The 16,901-nt window shown below is 62.5% G+C and carries 16 protein-coding genes; 13 read left to right on the forward strand and 3 right to left on the reverse strand.

Annotated elements, in window-relative coordinates:
- The first annotated feature begins 18 nt into the window (after positions 1-18).
- The 4 genes from OH764_RS21070 to OH764_RS21085 are packed head-to-tail and all read left to right on the forward strand — an operon-like array spanning position 19 to position 3,222.
- Positions 19-957, forward strand: a complete 939-nt coding sequence (locus OH764_RS21070; RefSeq protein WP_498850636.1) for a phosphate acetyltransferase — start codon at positions 19-21, stop codon at positions 955-957.
- A 4-nt stretch (positions 958-961) separates the two neighbouring features.
- Complete coding sequence (locus OH764_RS21075) at positions 962-2,140, forward strand: acetate/propionate family kinase (RefSeq protein WP_498850637.1); 1,179 nt, start codon at positions 962-964, stop codon at positions 2,138-2,140.
- A 12-nt stretch (positions 2,141-2,152) separates the two neighbouring features.
- Positions 2,153-2,944, forward strand: coding sequence for an enoyl-ACP reductase (gene fabI / locus OH764_RS21080; RefSeq protein ID WP_498850638.1), 792 nt, complete (start codon positions 2,153-2,155; stop codon positions 2,942-2,944).
- Between the two features lie 23 nt (positions 2,945-2,967).
- Positions 2,968-3,222, forward strand: a complete 255-nt coding sequence (locus OH764_RS21085; protein WP_498850639.1) for an RNA-binding protein — start codon at positions 2,968-2,970, stop codon at positions 3,220-3,222.
- 26 nt (positions 3,223-3,248) lie between these two features.
- Here the strand turns inward: OH764_RS21085 and OH764_RS21090 are convergent, their stop codons facing one another.
- Positions 3,249-4,613 (reverse strand): sensor domain-containing diguanylate cyclase, encoded by a 1,365-nt coding sequence (locus OH764_RS21090; protein ID WP_498850640.1) that lies wholly within the window; start codon positions 4,611-4,613, stop codon positions 3,249-3,251.
- Positions 4,614-5,016: 403 nt separating this feature from the next.
- Here OH764_RS21090 and OH764_RS21095 point away from each other — a divergent pair, with 403 nt between their 5' ends.
- Positions 5,017-5,721, forward strand: a complete 705-nt coding sequence (locus tag OH764_RS21095) for a TMEM175 family protein (protein ID WP_498850641.1) — start codon at positions 5,017-5,019, stop codon at positions 5,719-5,721.
- Positions 5,722-6,032: 311 nt separating this feature from the next.
- Here OH764_RS21095 and OH764_RS21100 read toward each other — a convergent pair whose 3' ends face one another.
- On the reverse strand, positions 6,033-6,845 hold the full coding sequence (locus tag OH764_RS21100) for a DNA-binding transcriptional activator MhpR (RefSeq protein ID WP_498850642.1): 813 nt from the start codon (positions 6,843-6,845) through the stop codon (positions 6,033-6,035).
- Between the two features lie 219 nt (positions 6,846-7,064).
- On the opposite strand from OH764_RS21100, the gene OH764_RS21105 reads away from it, so the two are divergent.
- The 7 genes from OH764_RS21105 to OH764_RS21135 all read left to right on the forward strand — a co-directional run bounded on the left by OH764_RS21105 (position 7,065) and on the right by OH764_RS21135 (position 14,904).
- Positions 7,065-8,909 carry a bifunctional 3-(3-hydroxy-phenyl)propionate/3-hydroxycinnamic acid hydroxylase MhpA gene (locus tag OH764_RS21105; protein WP_498850643.1) on the forward strand — a complete coding sequence of 615 codons (1,845 nt, stop codon included), beginning with the start codon at positions 7,065-7,067 and terminating at the stop codon, positions 8,907-8,909.
- 1 nt (position 8,910) lies between these two features.
- Positions 8,911-9,873 (forward strand): 3-carboxyethylcatechol 2,3-dioxygenase, encoded by a 963-nt coding sequence (locus tag OH764_RS21110; protein WP_498850644.1) that lies wholly within the window; start codon positions 8,911-8,913, stop codon positions 9,871-9,873.
- Entirely contained in the window at positions 9,863-10,651 is a 789-nt protein-coding gene (mhpD, locus tag OH764_RS21115) for an FAA hydrolase family protein (protein ID WP_498850645.1), read from the forward strand. The genes OH764_RS21110 and mhpD overlap by 11 nt, the downstream gene beginning before the upstream one ends.
- A gap of 9 nt (positions 10,652-10,660) precedes the next feature.
- Complete coding sequence (locus OH764_RS21120; protein ID WP_498850646.1) at positions 10,661-11,602, forward strand: acetylating acetaldehyde dehydrogenase; 942 nt, start codon at positions 10,661-10,663, stop codon at positions 11,600-11,602.
- Between the two features lie 12 nt (positions 11,603-11,614).
- On the forward strand, positions 11,615-12,637 hold the full coding sequence (gene dmpG, locus OH764_RS21125; protein ID WP_498850647.1) for a 4-hydroxy-2-oxovalerate aldolase: 1,023 nt from the start codon (positions 11,615-11,617) through the stop codon (positions 12,635-12,637).
- A gap of 87 nt (positions 12,638-12,724) precedes the next feature.
- Positions 12,725-13,960: an MFS transporter gene (gene mhpT / locus OH764_RS21130; protein WP_498850648.1), complete on the forward strand. Its 1,236-nt coding sequence runs from the start codon at positions 12,725-12,727 to the stop codon at positions 13,958-13,960.
- Between the two features lie 77 nt (positions 13,961-14,037).
- Positions 14,038-14,904, forward strand: a complete 867-nt coding sequence (locus tag OH764_RS21135; protein ID WP_498850649.1) for an alpha/beta fold hydrolase — start codon at positions 14,038-14,040, stop codon at positions 14,902-14,904.
- 94 nt (positions 14,905-14,998) lie between these two features.
- Here the strand turns inward: OH764_RS21135 and OH764_RS21140 are convergent, their stop codons facing one another.
- Positions 14,999-15,724 carry a Crp/Fnr family transcriptional regulator gene (locus OH764_RS21140; protein ID WP_498850650.1) on the reverse strand — a complete coding sequence of 242 codons (726 nt, stop codon included), beginning with the start codon at positions 15,722-15,724 and terminating at the stop codon, positions 14,999-15,001.
- Positions 15,725-15,919: 195 nt separating this feature from the next.
- Between OH764_RS21140 and OH764_RS21145 the strand changes: the two genes are divergently transcribed.
- Positions 15,920-16,810: a hypothetical protein gene (locus OH764_RS21145; RefSeq protein WP_498850651.1), complete on the forward strand. Its 891-nt coding sequence runs from the start codon at positions 15,920-15,922 to the stop codon at positions 16,808-16,810.
- Positions 16,811-16,901: the final 91 nt, after the last annotated feature.

Below are 16,901 nucleotides of genomic sequence, written 5' to 3' on the forward strand. Positions count from 1 at the left end.
TTCGTAAACGGATCCGCCATGGAAGCCAGACACTCGAAGTATCACGAACTCATTGGCCACTGCCGGACGCTGGCGCCGATACCCACAGCTGTTGCCCATCCATGCGACAGGAGCTCGCTGGAAGGCGCCGTGGAAGCCGCGCGGGAAGGTCTGATCGCACCGATTCTGGTCGGGCCGCGCGCGCGCATCGAATCGATTGCCGCGCAGTGCAACCTGTCGATCGGCGATTACCCGATCGTCGATACGCCGTTCAGTGAGGCTTCGGCGGCAGCCGCCGTGCAACTGGTGCGCGAGGGCAAAGCCGAGGCGCTGATGAAAGGTAGCCTTCACACCGACGAGTTCATGGCGGCGGCGGTTCGGCGCGATGCCGGGCTCCGCACCGGCCGGCGCATCAGTCACTGCTTCGTCATGGACGTGCCTGCGCACGCAGACCCGCTGATCGTGACCGACGCCGCCGTGAACATCGCGCCGACTCTCGAGGAGAAGGCTGACATCTTGCAGAACGCGATCGACCTCGCGCACGCGCTGCGGTTTCCGCAGGTACGCGTGGCCATCCTTTCGGCGATGGAGACCGTCAATCCGAAAGTGCCTTCGACGATCGAAGCCGCCGCGCTGTGCAAGATGGTGGACCGGCGGCAGATTACGGGAGCGCTCGTCGACGGCCCGCTTGCGCTCGATAATGCCATCGACCCCAAGGCAGCGCGCATCAAGCAGATCGATTCGGCCGTGGCCGGGCGGGCCAACGTCCTGATCGTGCCGGACCTCGAAGCGGGCAACATGCTCGCCAAGAGTCTCTCGTTCCTCGCGGGCGCGGACGCGGCCGGCATTGTGCTGGGTGCGCGCGTGCCGATCATCCTGACGAGCCGTGCCGATTCGCTCATTACGCGGCTCGCGTCGTGCGCGGTGGCGGTGCGCGTCGCGCTTGCGCGGCGCGACGCCGCTAAGATCGTCGGGTGACGCCATGGCAGACGTGATTCTGGTATTGAATGCCGGCTCGTCGAGCATCAAGTTTTCCGCATTCGAAGAGGAGGGCGACGCGCTCGAACTGGTCGTGCATGGGCAGGTCGACGGCCTGTACACGTCAAGTGCGCGGTTTGAAGCCGTCGACGGTCACGGCGAGAAGCATGCGAGGGAATGGAGCGACGGCGGCGAGCTGGATCATCGCGAAGGCCTCGAGCACATCGGTGCGTTCCTGAGTGAGCACCGCGAAGGACACGAACTCGTCGCGGTGGGCCATCGCGTCGTGCACGGCGGCCAGCACTTCAGCGGTCCGGTGCGAGTCACGCCCGCCGTAGTGGACGAGCTGGCGAAGCTCACGCCGCTTGCGCCGCTGCATCAGCCGCACAACCTGAAGCCCATCCGCATCCTCGAAGAGATGCAACCGGACGTGCCGCAGGTGGCGTGTTTCGACACGGCTTTCCATCGCACGCAACCGGAGGTGGCACAGGCGTTCGCGCTGCCTGCGTCGATCACCAGCCGGGGCGTGCGCCGCTACGGCTTTCATGGGCTGTCCTACGAGTACATCGCGAGCGTGCTGCCTGACGTCGATACGAGAGCAGCCAGCGGACGCACTGTCGTCGCGCACCTTGGCAATGGCGCGAGCATGTGCGCGCTCGTCGCGGGCAAGAGCGTGGCTAGCACGATGGGCTTCACGGCCGTCGACGGCTTGCCGATGGGCACGCGCTGCGGCAACCTGGACCCGGGCGTAATGCTCTACCTGATGGAAGAACTCGGCATGGACGCGCGTGCCGTCGAGGATCTGATCTATCGCCGTTCGGGGCTGCTCGGCGTGTCCGGCGTATCGAGCGACATGCGCGCGCTGCTGGCAAGCGACGATCCTCACGCCCGTTTCGCCATCGAGCTCTACATCTACCGCATCACGCGCGAACTCGGCTCGCTTGCTGCGGCCATGGGGGGCATCGACGCGCTCGTTCTCACGGCGGGAATCGGCGAGCATGCAGCGGCGATCCGCGAGGGCGTGGTGCGGCATGCAGCGTGGCTCGGCGCGGAGCTCGACGCCGAAGCGAACGGCAAGGGCGCTCCCCTCATCACCACTGCGTCGAGCCGGATAGCGGCGTGGGTTATCCCGACTAATGAAGAGCTGATGATCGCGCGCCATACGCGAGCGGTCCTCGAATGAAGGAGAAACGCCATGTCACCCGACGACACTGATCGATCACGCCCGGTACTTGCGGGCATGAAAGCGCTGATCACCGGCATTGCCAACGAACATTCGATCGCCTACGGTTGCGCGAAGGCGTTTCGCGAGCTTGGTGCGGATCTGGCCATCACCTACGCGACGGAAAAGGCCCGGCCTTATGTCGAGCCGTTGGCGAGCGAGCTTGAAGCAGATCTGTTCCTGCCGCTCGACGTCGGCGACGCGGCGCAGCTGGAAGCGGTATTCGGGCAGATCCGGCAGCGCTGGGGACGTCTCGACATCCTGCTGCACTCCATTGCATGGGCGCCGAAAGACGATTTGCAAGGCGGGCTGTTGCATTGCTCCGCCGAGGGCTTTGCGCGCGCGATGGACATTTCGTGTCATTCGTTCGTGCGCATGGCGGCGTTTGCCGCGCCGCTCATGGACAAGGGCGGCACATTGCTCACGATGAGCTACTACGGTGCGAACAAGGTCGTGCCGAACTATAGCGTGATGGGGCCGGTTAAGGCCGCGCTCGAAGCCTGTGCGCGCTATCTCGCTTACGAGCTTGGACCGAAGGGCATTCGCGTGCATGCCATTTCGCCGGGTCCGCTCAACACACGGGCGGCTTCCGGCCTCAAGAACTTCGACCTGCTGCTCAACGAGGCGGCCGAGCGCGCGCCGCTCGGCGAGCTGGTCGACATCATGGACGTCGGCTATACCTGCGCGTTTCTCGCAACCCCCTACGCGCGTCGGGTTTCGGGCGAAACGCTGTATGTCGACGGCGGCGTCAACATCATGGCCTGACATGGCTTCGGAAAGGAAACACCATGACTCAACTTTTACTGGGTAACGTCGAAGAAAACGTGCGTGACGACGAAATCAACGAGTTCCTGCAGAGATACGGATTCCCTCCGTTCGATTCGATCGAACGCGTGCCCGCGGGAAGCGGACAACCCATCGCGCTGCTCAGGTTCGGCGACCTCTCGTCTGAGGCGCTGAACCTGCTTCGTTCGAGGATTCACAACATGTTCTGGAAGGAACACACGATCAGTGCGCAGATCCTGCCGGAAAGGCAAGATTGAGCCTCAAGGTTGCGGCCGAGAATCTTCTAATGACCGAAACGATGGGAAGCGCCACTTTCGCAGAACGACTGCCGCTCGGCAGTGTCCATAGCATCGACCACCCGATTGCGACCGTTTGCCTTCGCTCGATATAGGGCTGTGTCTGCCTGCCCCAAAAGGGCGGGCGCCGATTCGGCCGGATTTGGGAACGTGCTGGCGAGGCCGACCGAGACGGTGACGGGCGCCCCGGTCGGTGATGCCGATCTGATCCCAAGTTTCTCGACAGCAGCTCTTAGCGACTGCGCGACGCGCAGTCCCGCCGCCGGTTCGCACGTCGGCAGAACCACCACGAACTCTTCGCCACCGTAGCGCGCGACGAAATCGCCCTGCCGCCGCAGGGTGCCTGATAGCGCCCCTGCGACCCTCTTCAGGCAGTCGTCGCCGGCCATATGTCCATACGTGTCGTTGTACTGCTTAAAATGGTCGACGTCGAGCAGCAGGACGCATAACGGCTGTTTGCTTGCCGAAGCTAGTGAAAATTCATGCGCGAACCGGTCGTCGAAATAAGCACGGTTGAAAACACCGGTGAGGCCGTCGCGTGCCGAGGTCTCAACGAGTTTCCGGTGCGTCTCGGACAGTCGCCGATAGAGGCCCGTAGTCTCGTAGATGAGCATGCCGAGTACGGCGCTTGATGACACCATAGAAGCTACACGCGCTGCGTACCATCCGACGCTGTATCGCGCGCCCGCCGAAAGGGTGAGCGTCACGTCAATGAGCGCACCGACCAACGCGACGGCGAGCCACAAGTCCATCAACGAGCGCACGCGGGTTGTCGACACATGCAGCCCCAGCGCCGCGAGGCAGAGCGCTTCGACAATGATCCCTGCGGGGCTGTCCGACAACTGGGTGTACGAACCGGATGTCGCGACCAAAGGCGGGAGGTGAGATTGTCCCGCGGTGGCGAGGATGCACAGTCCAACCGCCACACCGACGGCGCCAACTGCGACGACTCTGGCACGAGCGCGGTGTTCCATGCTCGCGGGAACCGACCGGGCGAACAGCGATGCTGTAACCAACGCGGGAAAGCCGCCGTGCCAGAAAACCCAGATCCATACCGCCGTCTGCGGTCCCGCGCCTAACAGGCCGGTAGGCGAAAACACGCCCGGAAAGACGAGCAACTGGATGGCGGCGATGACACTGGTGAACGAATATGCGCCGCTGAGCGCCGCGAACAGCAGCCTGCCTGAGACCGCGTACTGTGTCCACAGCAGCAGGGCCGTCAGGGCTTCGGTCAACGTAACCAAGGTTGAGAACACCGGGAGAAACGGCGGAACGACCGGACCCGGATCTTTGGCATACGGCCAGACCAGAGCGGCGGCGGCAATCGCCAGTACGGCGACAACCGCGGCCATAACTTTGTGTCGGGGCGTGGACGGCAGGTGGACAAGCGTCGTTTGCATTGGAAGAAGAGTCGCAAGTGCGGCGGGCGCCACTATAACCCGGGCCGCGGAGGGAAACCCTTCGCTTTGACGGCAGCATGCGGAATTTCTTGAGCACCGACGCCTTCCAGGCGGGTCTCCTTGCCCGCTTTCTTCCGAAGCGGTGTTTGTCATTCTTGCCGCGAGGCAGGCGCAATTGGACATGTCACGCACTCGAGCCATAGGCAATTGGCGGCCAAAGCCGTCATACTTGGTCGCGGACAATTCGATGCTTATTTTGCAACCTTCCCATGGAAGGATGTAATTCAGATCGTCGAACAAGGATTGTGCATGGTGTGCCGGGAAGAGCGGCTCCGGCTTGCGCGAAAGGACTCACATGATGCCAGGTAATAAGCGTAACCAATCTACCGACGCGCAAACGCATGGAGCCGAGCGCGGACTTGACCGCTTCGAGGGATTCAGCGACGCGGTTTTCGCGATCGCGCTGACCCTGCTGATCGTCGAGATCAAGGTCCCCGGATCTCCCGAGGGCACGCATGGCTACAGCGACCTGGCACGCGCCATGGCGGAGCAATGGCGCGAATTTCTCGCGCTCATTCTCTGTTACGTCGTGATCGGGGCGTACTGGCTGCAACACCATTATTCCGGTCGCATTTATGCGAAGAGTGATCACTGGTTCGGCGTGATCAACCTCCTGTTCCTGCTGGCGATCGTCGTCATTCCTTATCCAATCCGCGTCTGGTGCTTCCACCTCGGCACGGCCTTCGAGCCCGTCGCGTCAGTGACCCTGGTTGCCGGTCTTGCCCTGACCGCCTGCACCTGGATGGCGAAGTGGTTCTATGCAATACCCGGCCGCCGGCTGATGGACGAACGGCTCGCGCCCGATTTCCTTCAGCAGATGACACGCCGCTACGGCGTTGCAACGCTGGTCCAGATCGCTGCAATTCCCGTCGTGATCGCGGCGTCGCGCATCGGAGTGGCCATTGCACTGCTGTGCGTCGCCTTCTTTCTGCTGCCACAGCCCACGCCGCGCTACAAACCGAAAGAGGAGCCGAGCGAGGCTGAGAAACTGAACAAGTAGCTATTGCGCAAGGTGAATCCAGGAACAGTAGGTGAAGACGACCAGACTGGAGGACGCGTGATCATGGAAACAGTCGCGACAACATCTCACCGAAGAGGGGACGCCGCAGAAGAACAGGCACCGCGAATGTCCGCTTCCTGGTGAATGGGAGGTGACTTAAGCGTCGGTTTGACGTCTTCGCCGACGGTCCGATGGCGGTCAGGCGTCGGCGGTCGCCATCAGGCGGAACACGGCCACTCGCGAACGTTCAACGACCTACTACCGATGACTGGAGTACTTCCCAAAGTGGCCAGGAGACGCAACCACTTTCGCTACGCCTTCCCACGCGGGTTTGCATCGTCCTGGGCTTCCAACGCCGCGACCATTTCACCTGCGGCCAATTGCAGTTCCGGTACATAACGACGCGTCGCTTCCACAAGTGTCACCGCGCGTGACAGAAAAACGACGTTCAAACTCGCGAGGACGCGCTCGCGCGATACGATCGCGACCGCAACGGCGCCGATCCTGCTCTGAGCCGCCCAATCACCGTGATTCGACCCGAAACCATCGGCGCGCACGCGTCGAATGAGGTTGCGAACTAGTGCATCGCTGGATGCCAGCGCCTTTTGTTCATCCCCGCCCGCACCCGAGCGCAGCAAGTCGAGAATATCCTCACGCTCGCTGTCGGGACACATCGCGAAATAGGCGCGGCCCGCCGCCGTCAAAAGAATCGGCAAGCGCCGGCCTACCATCGACCGATGAAACGATAGTTGGCTGAACCGGTGCGTCGTCTCGCGGATGATCATCGCGTCGCCGTCGGGCGTCGTCAGATCGGATGGCCACGCTACGCGCTGCAGCATCCGACCCATGATGGGCGGGGCGACCGTCGCGATGCGTTCGTCGTCGGTGAAGCCTTCGCTCAATGAACGGACATTGAGCGTCAGGCGAAAGCTGTCGTCCGACGCGCTGCGCCGCACGAACCCTTCTTCGACCAGCGTCTCGAGCAAGCGCCGCACGGTGGTGCGGTGCAAGCCGATTGCGTCGCTGATCTGCTGGCTCGTGGCGCGTCCACTTTCCATCGCATTGAGCGCACGCAGAACCTGCAGTCCGCGCGCCAGACCTCGAACGTTCGTGTACGTCGCCACAGAAAAATCCGTTTGAAATCAACTATGTGCATTGTATGCACATTTCTCAGATTTTGTTGAGGGTGCGGGTGACGCTCCCTAGACTTGCATCAAAACCAACTATTCAAAAGGAGACGCACCGGGTGACCGACGTCACGTGTGCCTCTCCTGAATCTGACTGAACGAACCAGTATCGGACGCGACCACGGACCTCATCCGGGCGCGATCAAGGAGACAGACATGGAACCCGCCGTCGACACGGTGGCCGCTAGCGGCCGCCCCGAGATTGTGTCAACCGACATCGCCATTATCGGCGCCGGACCGGTTGGCCTGATGATCGCCAATTATCTGGGACTACAGGGCGTGCGTGTCGTGCTGCTCGAAAAGCTCGATCAGATCATCGATTATCCGCGCGCCATCGGCCTCGACGACGAAGCCTTGCGCGTGTTCCAGTCCGTCGGGCTGGCCGACGACCTGCTGCCGCATACGACGCCGGAACACTGGATGCGCTTCGTCACGCGCACTGGTCGCTGTTTTGCTTCGATCGAGCCGCGCACCGATGAATTCGGCTGGTCGCGCCGCAACGCCTTCATTCAACCACTGGCCGATCGCATTCTGTTTCAGGGATTGCAACGGTTCCCGCACGTACAGGTGCTGTTCGGACACACGGTCGATGGCTTCACACAGGACGACACCGCCGTAACGATCTACGCGCACGATGAAAGCGGCGTGAGCAAATCGATCCGCGCGGCCTATATGATCGGCGCGGACGGCGGCAACAGCTTCGTTCGGCGCACGCTCGACGTGCCGTTCGAAGGACGCACCAAGGCGAATCAATGGATTGTCGTCGATGTACGCAACGACCCGATTGGCTCACCTCATGTCTACATGCATTGTGATCCGGCGCGGCCATATGTGTCGGCGGCTTTGCCGCACGGCATCCGGCGCTTCGAGTTCATGGTGATGCCGGGCGAGACGGAAGAAGAACTCTCGACACCGGAGAACATGGCGGCACTGATCGGTAAGGTCGTCGCCGACCCCGATCAGGTCGACTACATCAGAAAGCGCGTGTACACGCACAATGCGCGCCTTGCGAGCACGTTCCGCATGAAGCGCGTGCTGCTCGCGGGCGACGCCGCGCACATCATGCCTGTGTGGCAAGGACAGGGCTACAACAGCGGCATCCGCGACGCGAACAATCTTGGCTGGAAGCTCGCCATGGTGGTCAAAGGTCTCGCGGGCGACAGTCTGCTCGACACCTACACGACGGAGCGCCGCGCCCATGCGCGCTCGATGATCCATCTGTCGGAAGTCGCGGGCGACATCTTCGCGCCGACGAGCCGCCTCGGCACGACGTTCCGCGATGCTTTCGTGCGTTCGCTCGCCGTGCTGCCGTCGCTCAAGCGCTACTTCGTGGAAATGCGTTTCAAACCCATGCCGCGCTATGAATCGGGGGTGGTGCTGCTGCCTGAGCGCGAGCGCCGTGACGGCTTTCTCGCTCGATTGCTGGAGCGCTCTGGCCATTCGGCAACTGGTCGCATGCTTGGCCTGATGAGCGAGAAGCGCGAGTCGCTGATCGGGCGTCTTGTGCACGGACGCGATCCGCAAAGCCAGTCGCCCGTGGGCCGCATGTTCATCCAGCCCCCCGTTCGCACGGAGGACGGCGCAGTGATGCGCCTCGACGATGCGATCGGCAATCGCTTCGCCATCATCGGATGGGGTACGGAGCCGACGTTCGGACTGACACGGGAGGCACGCGAGACGTGGGCGCGAATGGGCGGCTGCTTCGTGATCGCCAAGCCCGACACGCAGTTGGACTATCGCGACGACGTGCCGGCAGACGTGATCGCCATCGGCGACGTGAGCGGTCGTCTGAAGGAATGGTTCACGCGCGCCCCAGAGTCGGTCGTGCTGCTGCGCCCGGACCGCTTTGTCGCAGGCATATGCATGCCGCAGCAGGTGTCGCGCAGTATCGCGGACCTGGCTGGCAAGCTTGATTTGCGATCGCTCGCTACGCCCGCCGTTCAGTACACAGACGATGAAGCTGGCTGTGCCGCGACCGTCGCAGTCGAAACAGGAGCCTGACATGCCGATCCTTCTCGAATGCCTGTCCCACACGCCGCTTCACGGTTACTTCGACCCCGCGCCGGAGATCGTCGCCGAGGTAGAACGTGTGCAGCGCAAAGCGCGCGCGCGCGTCGAAGCATTCGATCCGGAGCTGGTCGTGGCCTTCGCGCCTGATCACTACAACGGATTCTTCTACGACGTGATGCCGCAGTTCTGCATCGGCGTCGCCGCGACGGCGATCGGCGATTTCAATAGTCTCGCCGGCCCGCTCGACGTGCCGCAGGACATCGCGCTGGCGATGGCAGAGCACGTGCTGGCGAGTGAAGTCGATGTGTCGGTGTCGTACCGGATGCAGGTCGATCACGGATGCGCGCAGGCGTTGGAAGTGTTGACTGGCCGCCTCGATCGTTACCCGGTTGTCCCTGTCTTCATCAATTCGGTGGCGTCGCCGATGGCATCGTGCCGCCGTTCGCGCCTGCTCGGCGACGGGATCGGCCGCATTCTCTCGCGTACAGACAAGCGTGTGCTCGTGATCGGCTCGGGCGGCATCTCCCACGAACCGCCCGTGCCGGACATCGCAGGCGCAAGCGCAGAGGTCGCCGAACGATTGATCGACGGACGCAGTCCGTCGGCTGAAGCGCGCGCGGCTCGGCAAGCAGCCACGGTAGCCGCGGCGAAGTCGTTCACGAGGGGCGACAGCCATTTGCATCCCTTGAATCCCGATTGGGATCGCGCGTTTCTCAATCGGCTCGCAGCGGGCGAAGTCACCGCCGCCGACGGCATGACCAATGCCGCGATCACGCGGGACGCCGGCAAGTCCGCACATGAAATCCGCACATGGATCGCGGCGTTCGGCGCGCTCGCCGCGTACGGCCCGTACCGCGCATCGCTTGATTACTACCGTCCTATTCCCGAATGGATTGCGGGCTTCGGCGCGATGCATGCGCAGCCTGACACACAAGGAGATGTTCATGTCCAATGAAGCAATCGAACGTGCATTGGCTGAACGCCTGCGCGATGCCGAACACACAAGGCAGCCCATCGCGCCGGTGCGCGGCGAGATTTCCACCGACGATGCCGCACTTGCGTACGCCGTGCAGCGCGCGAACGTCGACGCGCGATGCGCTGCCGGCGAGCGCGTGGTCGGCCGCAAGATCGGTCTCACGTCGCCTGCCGTGCAGCAGCAACTCGGTGTCGATCAACCCGACTTCGGCACGCTGTTCGCATCGATGGCCTACGGCGACAACTCGCCGATGCGGCTATCGCGTCTCATCCAGCCGAAGGTCGAAGCGGAGATCGCGCTAGTACTTCAGCGCGACCTCGTGCAGGACGAGCACACGTTCGCCGACCTGATCGGCGCGACCGCCTACGCGCTTGCTGCGATCGAGGTCGTCGACAGCCGTATCCGGAACTGGGACATCCGCTTCGTGGACACCGTCGCCGACAACGCGTCGAGTGCGATGTTCGTGCTCGGAAGCCGTCCGGTGCCGCTCTCCGCAATCGATTTGAGAGCCTGCGCAATGACGCTTTCGCAGGACGAAGAGGTGCTGTCGCGCGGCAATGGCTCGGCATGTCTCGGCAATCCGCTCAACGCAGCCGTGTGGCTTGCTAATCGCATGGTGCAACTCGGCACGCCGCTTCGCGCCGGCGACGTCGTGCTGACGGGCGCGCTCGGACCGATGGTAACCGTCACGCGCCCCGGCACGTTCACCGCGCAAATCGACGGACTCGGCAGCGTCTGCGCCACTTTCACCGACTAAGGAACTCACATGGCAACCGACAAACTCAAGGCCGCTATCATCGGCTCCGGCAACATCGGCACGGATCTGATGATCAAGATCATGCGACACGGCAAGCATCTGGAAGTGGCCGCCATGGTCGGCATCGACGCGGCGTCCGATGGTCTCGCGCGCGCTGCGCGCCTCGGAGTCGCGACGACGCACGAGGGCGTTCAGGGACTCGCACGTCTGCCCGAGTTCGACGACATCGACTTCGTGTTCGATGCGACCTCTGCTGGCGCGCACGTCAAGAACGACGCGTTTCTGCGCGCGCTCAAGCCAGGCATTCGCCTGATCGACCTGACGCCAGCGGCGATCGGCCCGTATTGCGTGCCCGTCGTGAATCTGGACGCGCACATCGACAGCAGCAACGTCAACATGGTGACCTGCGGCGGGCAAGCGACCATTCCGATGGTGGCGGCTGTGTCGCGCGTGGCGAAGGTTCATTACGCGGAGATCGTCGCGTCGATCAGCAGCAAGTCGGCCGGACCCGGCACTCGCGCGAACATCGACGAGTTCACGGAAACCACGTCGAAGGCGATCGAAGCGGTGGGCGGCGCCCACAAGGGCAAGGCGATCATCGTGCTGAACCCGGCTGAGCCTCCGTTGATGATGCGCGATACGGTCTACGTGCTCTCCGAGCTTGCCGACCAGGCAAAGATCGAAGCATCGATCGAAGCCATGGCCGCCGCCGTGCAGGCCTACGTGCCGGGCTACCGTCTCAAGCAAAAGGTTCAGTTCGACGAGATTCCCGCCGCCGAGCCGCTCAGCATTCCCGGGCTCGGCCGCGTCAGCGGATTGAAGACTTCCGTGTTTGTCGAAGTGGAAGGCGCCGCGCACTATCTGCCGGCCTATGCCGGCAACCTGGACATCATGACCTCGGCCGCGCTTGCGACGGCGGAACGCATGGCCAAATCGCTCGCGAACGCATAAAGGACCATCGAAATGAGCAAGAAACTCTATATCTCGGACGTCACGCTGCGCGACGGCATGCATGCGATCCGCCATCAGTATTCGCTAGAGAACGTGCAGGACATCGCCCGCGCGCTGGACCGCGCGAAGGTCGACAGCATTGAAGTCGCACACGGCGACGGCTTGCAGGGCTCCAGCTTCAACTACGGCTTCGGGGCGCACAGCGATCCGGCATGGATCGAAGCGGCCGCCGATGTCGTGAGCCACGCGAAGATTGCGACGCTGCTCTTGCCCGGCATCGGCACGATTCACGATCTCAAGGCCGCCTACAACGCGGGCGCGCGCGTCGTGCGCGTGGCAACGCATTGCACGGAAGCCGATATTTCGAAGCAGCATATCGAGTACGCGCGCGAACTTGGCATGGACACTGTGGGCTTCCTGATGATGAGTCACATGACCACGCCGGAAAAGCTGGCCGTCGAAGCGAAGAAGATGGAGAGCTACGGCGCGACCTGCATCTACGTGGTGGACTCGGGCGGCGCGATGAACATGAGCGACATTCGCGCGCGCTTCAAGGCGTTCAAGGCCGTGCTGGAACCTGCCACGCAGACGGGCATGCATGCGCATCACAACCTCAGCCTCGGCGTGGCAAATTCGATCGTCGCAGTGGAGGAAGGATGCGACCGCATCGATGCAAGCCTTGCAGGGATGGGCGCGGGAGCCGGCAATGCGCCGCTCGAAGTGTTCATAGCGGCGGCAGAACGGCTCGGCTGGCATCACGGCACCGACCTCTACACGCTGCTCGACGCCGCCGACGACCTCGTACGACCGCTGCAGGACCGCGCCGTCCGCGTGGATCGCGAGACGCTCGCGCTGGGTTATGCCGGTGTCTATTCGAGCTTCCTGCGCCACTCGGAAATCGCGGCGAGGAAGTACGGCCTCAAGACCGTGGACATCCTCGTCGAACTGGGAAGGCGCCGCATGGTGGGCGGCCAGGAAGACATGATCGTCGACGTCGCCCTGGATCTCAAGCGCGGGCTCAACACGCCCAACTAGCGCAACTTCTCGTTTGAACGGATGCAGTCATAGACCGCAGCGCTATCGCCGCCAAGAGCGATGCTGAACCTACATTGGAGACATCATATGAAAACCTCAAGACCCGCTCGCGCGAGCGGCGCCATTACCGTCGGTTTGTGCCTCATCGTCGCATTGCTCGAAGGACTCGATCTGCAATCCACAGGGGTCGCCGCGCCACGCATGGCGCGCGAATTTCACCTCTCGGTCGCGCAGATGGGATGGGCGTTCAGCGTCGGCGCCCTCGGCCTGCTGCCAGGCGCGGCAGTTGGCGGGCGCCTCGCGGACCGGCTCGGCCGCAAGCGTGTGCTGATGCTCGCGGTGGCGCTGTTCGGCATTTGCTCGATTGCGACGACTCAGGTCTGGAACTTCGAGAGCCTGCTCGCCGCGCGCTTCCTGACGGGCCTCGGACTCGGCGCCGCGATGCCGAACCTGATCGCGCTCTGTTCCGAAGCCGCGTCGCCGCATCAGCGCAGTTCGGCAGTCGGCGCGATGTACTGCGGCATGCCGTTCGGGGCGGCAATCGCAGCCGTGATCGGGATCGTCAGCCCGGGCGATGAAGGCTGGCGGCACATCTTCTATGTCGGCGGGGTTGGACCGTTGCTGATCCTGCCGCTGCTCGCGTTCTTCCTGAAGGAATCCGCTCACTTCATCGCGGCCAGGTCGACCGAATCTGCGCATCATGATCCGGCACCCGGTGTCGCTCAGGCACTCTGGAAAGAAGGCCGCGCCGCTACGACGCTCGCGCTGTGGATCAGCTTTCTCGGGACGCTGATCGTGCTGTACTTCTTGATCAACTGGCTGCCGTCGATGGTGCTGAGCCGGGGCCTCACGCGCGTGCAATCGAGCGTCGTGCAGATGATGTTCAACATCGGCGGCGGCATCGGTGCCATCGTCATCGCGGGGCTGATGGACCGGATCGGCCGGCGGCCTACCGTCACGGGCATGTACATCGGGATCGCAGTGGCGCTCACCGTGCTCGCGAGTGCTGGCTCGAGTATGGGGATGGCGTTCGGCGGTCTGCTGGCGGGTCTGTTCCTCGTCGGCGGACAGTCTGTGCTGTATGCGCTCGCCAGCAACATCTATCCGACGCAGGTTCGGGGCACGGGTGTCGGCGCCGCCGTCGCGGTGGGGCGCATGGGCTCGATCCTCGGGCCATTGATTGCCGGCCAGTTGCTCGCGATCGGGCGAAGCGCGTCGGTGCTGGTTACCGCAAGCATCCCGATGATCGCGGTGGCTGCCATCGCGGCGCTGTTCGTGGTAGCCAGGTTTCCGCGGGCCTCATACATGGCGGTGGCGCAGTAGGTCGCGCGCACTCGAATCATCCAATGCAGCGGGCTTTCGCCCGTTCCGATACCGACTCTGAAACGAGGTGACTTGAAATGACAGCAACGAAGGTTCAAAGCGAAACGGCGACCAGCAAATTCGTGAGCATCAAGGAAGGCGAGGGCGAACTGCGCGTGCATTACAACGATGCCGGCCAAGGCGACGAGACGGTCGTGATGTTGCACGGGTCTGGTCCCGGCGCGAGCGGTTGGGCGAACTTCAACCGCAATGTCGACGCATTCGTCGACGCCGGTTATCGCGTGATTCTGCTGGACTGCCCCGGGTGGGGAAAGTCCGATTCCATCGTGTGCCGCGGTTCGCGTTCAGAACTGAATGCACGCGTCCTGAAAGGACTGATGGATGCGCTTGACATTGAACGCGTCCACATAGTCGGCAATTCGATGGGCGGTCACAGCGCGGTCGCGTTTGCCCTGGCCTACCCGGAACATGTGGGCAAGCTGGTCCTGATGGGCGGCGGCACGGGCGGCCCTAGCCAGTTCGTGCCGATGCCGACGGAAGGCATCAAGCTGCTTCAGGCGCTCTACCGTGAGCCGACGCTCGGCAACCTGAAAAGCATGTTGAACGTCTTCGTGTTCGACACCAGCACGCTGACCGATGAGCTGATGCAAGCGCGGCTGGAAAACATGCTTGCGCGGCGCGATCACCTTGAGAATTTCGTCAATAGCCTCGCGGCCAATCCGAAGCAGTTCCCGGACGTCGGCCCACGTCTCGGCGAGATCACCGCGCCGGCGCTCGTCATCTGGGGGCGCGACGACCGCTTCGTGCCAATGGATATCGGACTGCGTCTTGTGTGGGGAATGCCGAATGCCGATCTGCATGTTTTCGGTCGATGCGGCCATTGGGCGCAGTGGGAGCATGCCGGGAAGTTCAATCAGATGGTGCTGGAATTCCTGGGGCGTTGAGGCGATTTACAACGGCGTGTGCGTGCGGTCGGCGTTCGATCGAAAGACCAGGCGCCGAGCCGCTGTGTGCGTCGGCGTCACTGGAAACGCCGGTCTAGGCAGTCCGATTTGCGCCTCGAGGACCGGGATCTTCGGCACTGGCAGCGTGCAGGCGTTCAAAATCAAGAATAACAATTTCCCCGAATTTCAGATCGACGATACCTTGACTCTCAAGGTTCTTCAGTAGCTGGTTCGTCGTCTGTCGAGTAAGCGAAACCATTGAAGCCAAGGTATCTTGCGAGAGCTTTATCCTACTCCGTTCAGCATTAATCCCGCCGTAGCCACCAGCGATCAGCAATAAGCGACTTGCCAGGCGCTGAGCGGCGGGCAACAGTATCATTGCTTCGTTGTTCTCAAAGGAGATCCGGATTTTTTGCGCCATCAACAAGCCAAAATTCCGCCAGTAACCAGGGTGAGATCTGAGCAGGCTTTCCAACGCGGGACCGGGTACGTGAAGCACGAGAGTCTTACTTAATGCTGAGGCATCGTGTGGGCGAGGCAGCCTGTCGAACATTGAGACTTCTCCGATCCAGGCGGTCGGCCCAAGTACGGCGAGCAACGCTTCTTTTCCATCCGCACCGACGGTGCCGATCGACAATGCACCATCGAGAATCGCGTACAGGCCGAACGACTGTTCTCCGCGCCGATAGAGCTGTTGCCCCTTCTTCAATCGGAGCAGGTCTGAGCGATCGACAAGATAGTCCTGAAGCTCGGTCGGTAGATCCTTGAACCACGGTGTTGTTGCAAGTTGTGGCCGGTAGCGTTGTACATCGGAATTCATAGGGTGCCAATCTGTCGGGTAGCCGATAGATATTAGCCGCTTTTGACGGCATGATCGGGGCTCATATCTGACGACGCGAGAAGGCCATCGCGGGCGTCAGCCCTGATCCCGCGGCACGAGCGGCAGTGATGGCAAAGTGGCCAGGCCTGCTGCCCCACGCGCGCGGAACGAATGACTCCCTCGAGGTACACAGTCGTGGAACATAAACACATTCCGGGTCTTGTCGATGTCATCAAGGTAGACCAGCCTGCTGGCATTCTTCAAATCGCACGTGATGGCACGGTTGACCGTGCCTTTGGCTCTGGTAAGCCATTGCTCAACAGCCTGTTGGTCCGCCGCATACTTGGGGTGCTGTCCTACAATGGACATCGATTCCCAACGATGAGCGCGAGACAAGCGATCCGACGCGAGGTTCAACAAGACGCGTTGTGGCAGAAGCTCAACGCAACCGCACCGGATATCCGCGCGGCCCCCGCCGACCTGGAACCATTGGCGGTATGGATTCGCGACTCGAACCCCAACATCGCGGTCGGGCCGCTCGTGCAGCAGGTCATCGGCCGCTTATTCAGTCCCACCTTCGAAGCTGGCGAGGCCACCTGGGCCGCTGCGCAAATTATCGCTGCGTCGTTAGCGCCGGGTAATGCGCTGCGTAATCTGGCCTGGAAAGTCACGGGCAAGGTGACGCGCGCCAAGGCGTTACTCGCTTCGATGGTCGGTGGAGACCTTGCAGGCGTCCACGCGGTCAGTGTAGCAATACACAATATCGTAAGAGGCCTGGATCGAATGCGCGATCTTTATCTCGACACCTCCATGCGGCAGACACTCACGCCCGAGATGGCCAGCCAACGCTGCCTTTTTGCCCCGAACGTGGTCCTTCGTCAAGCGACATCGAGTGGAACGGTGGGTGGCTGTCCCTACGCCGCGGGTACGCTGCTGTTGCTGGAGCTGGAGAAGGCCCGGCAGGCGAGTGGTGACGAATCGATGGTTTTCCTTGCCGACACATGGAGTCGCTGCCCGGCCGAGCAATGGGTACCGGCGATGCTGGAAGGCGTATGGAGACGAGCCACTCACGCTCACGGACAGTAAGACTCGCGTCGTCTGTCGCCCGACGTGCGCCAGTTGAAGGCTAGCGATTCGACGATCAGATTAGACAGCGGTCGATTCGATAAACAGCGTG

It is taken from the genome of Burkholderia sp. M6-3 (assembly GCF_050858985.1).
GTDB lineage: Bacteria > Pseudomonadota > Gammaproteobacteria > Burkholderiales > Burkholderiaceae > Paraburkholderia > Paraburkholderia caledonica.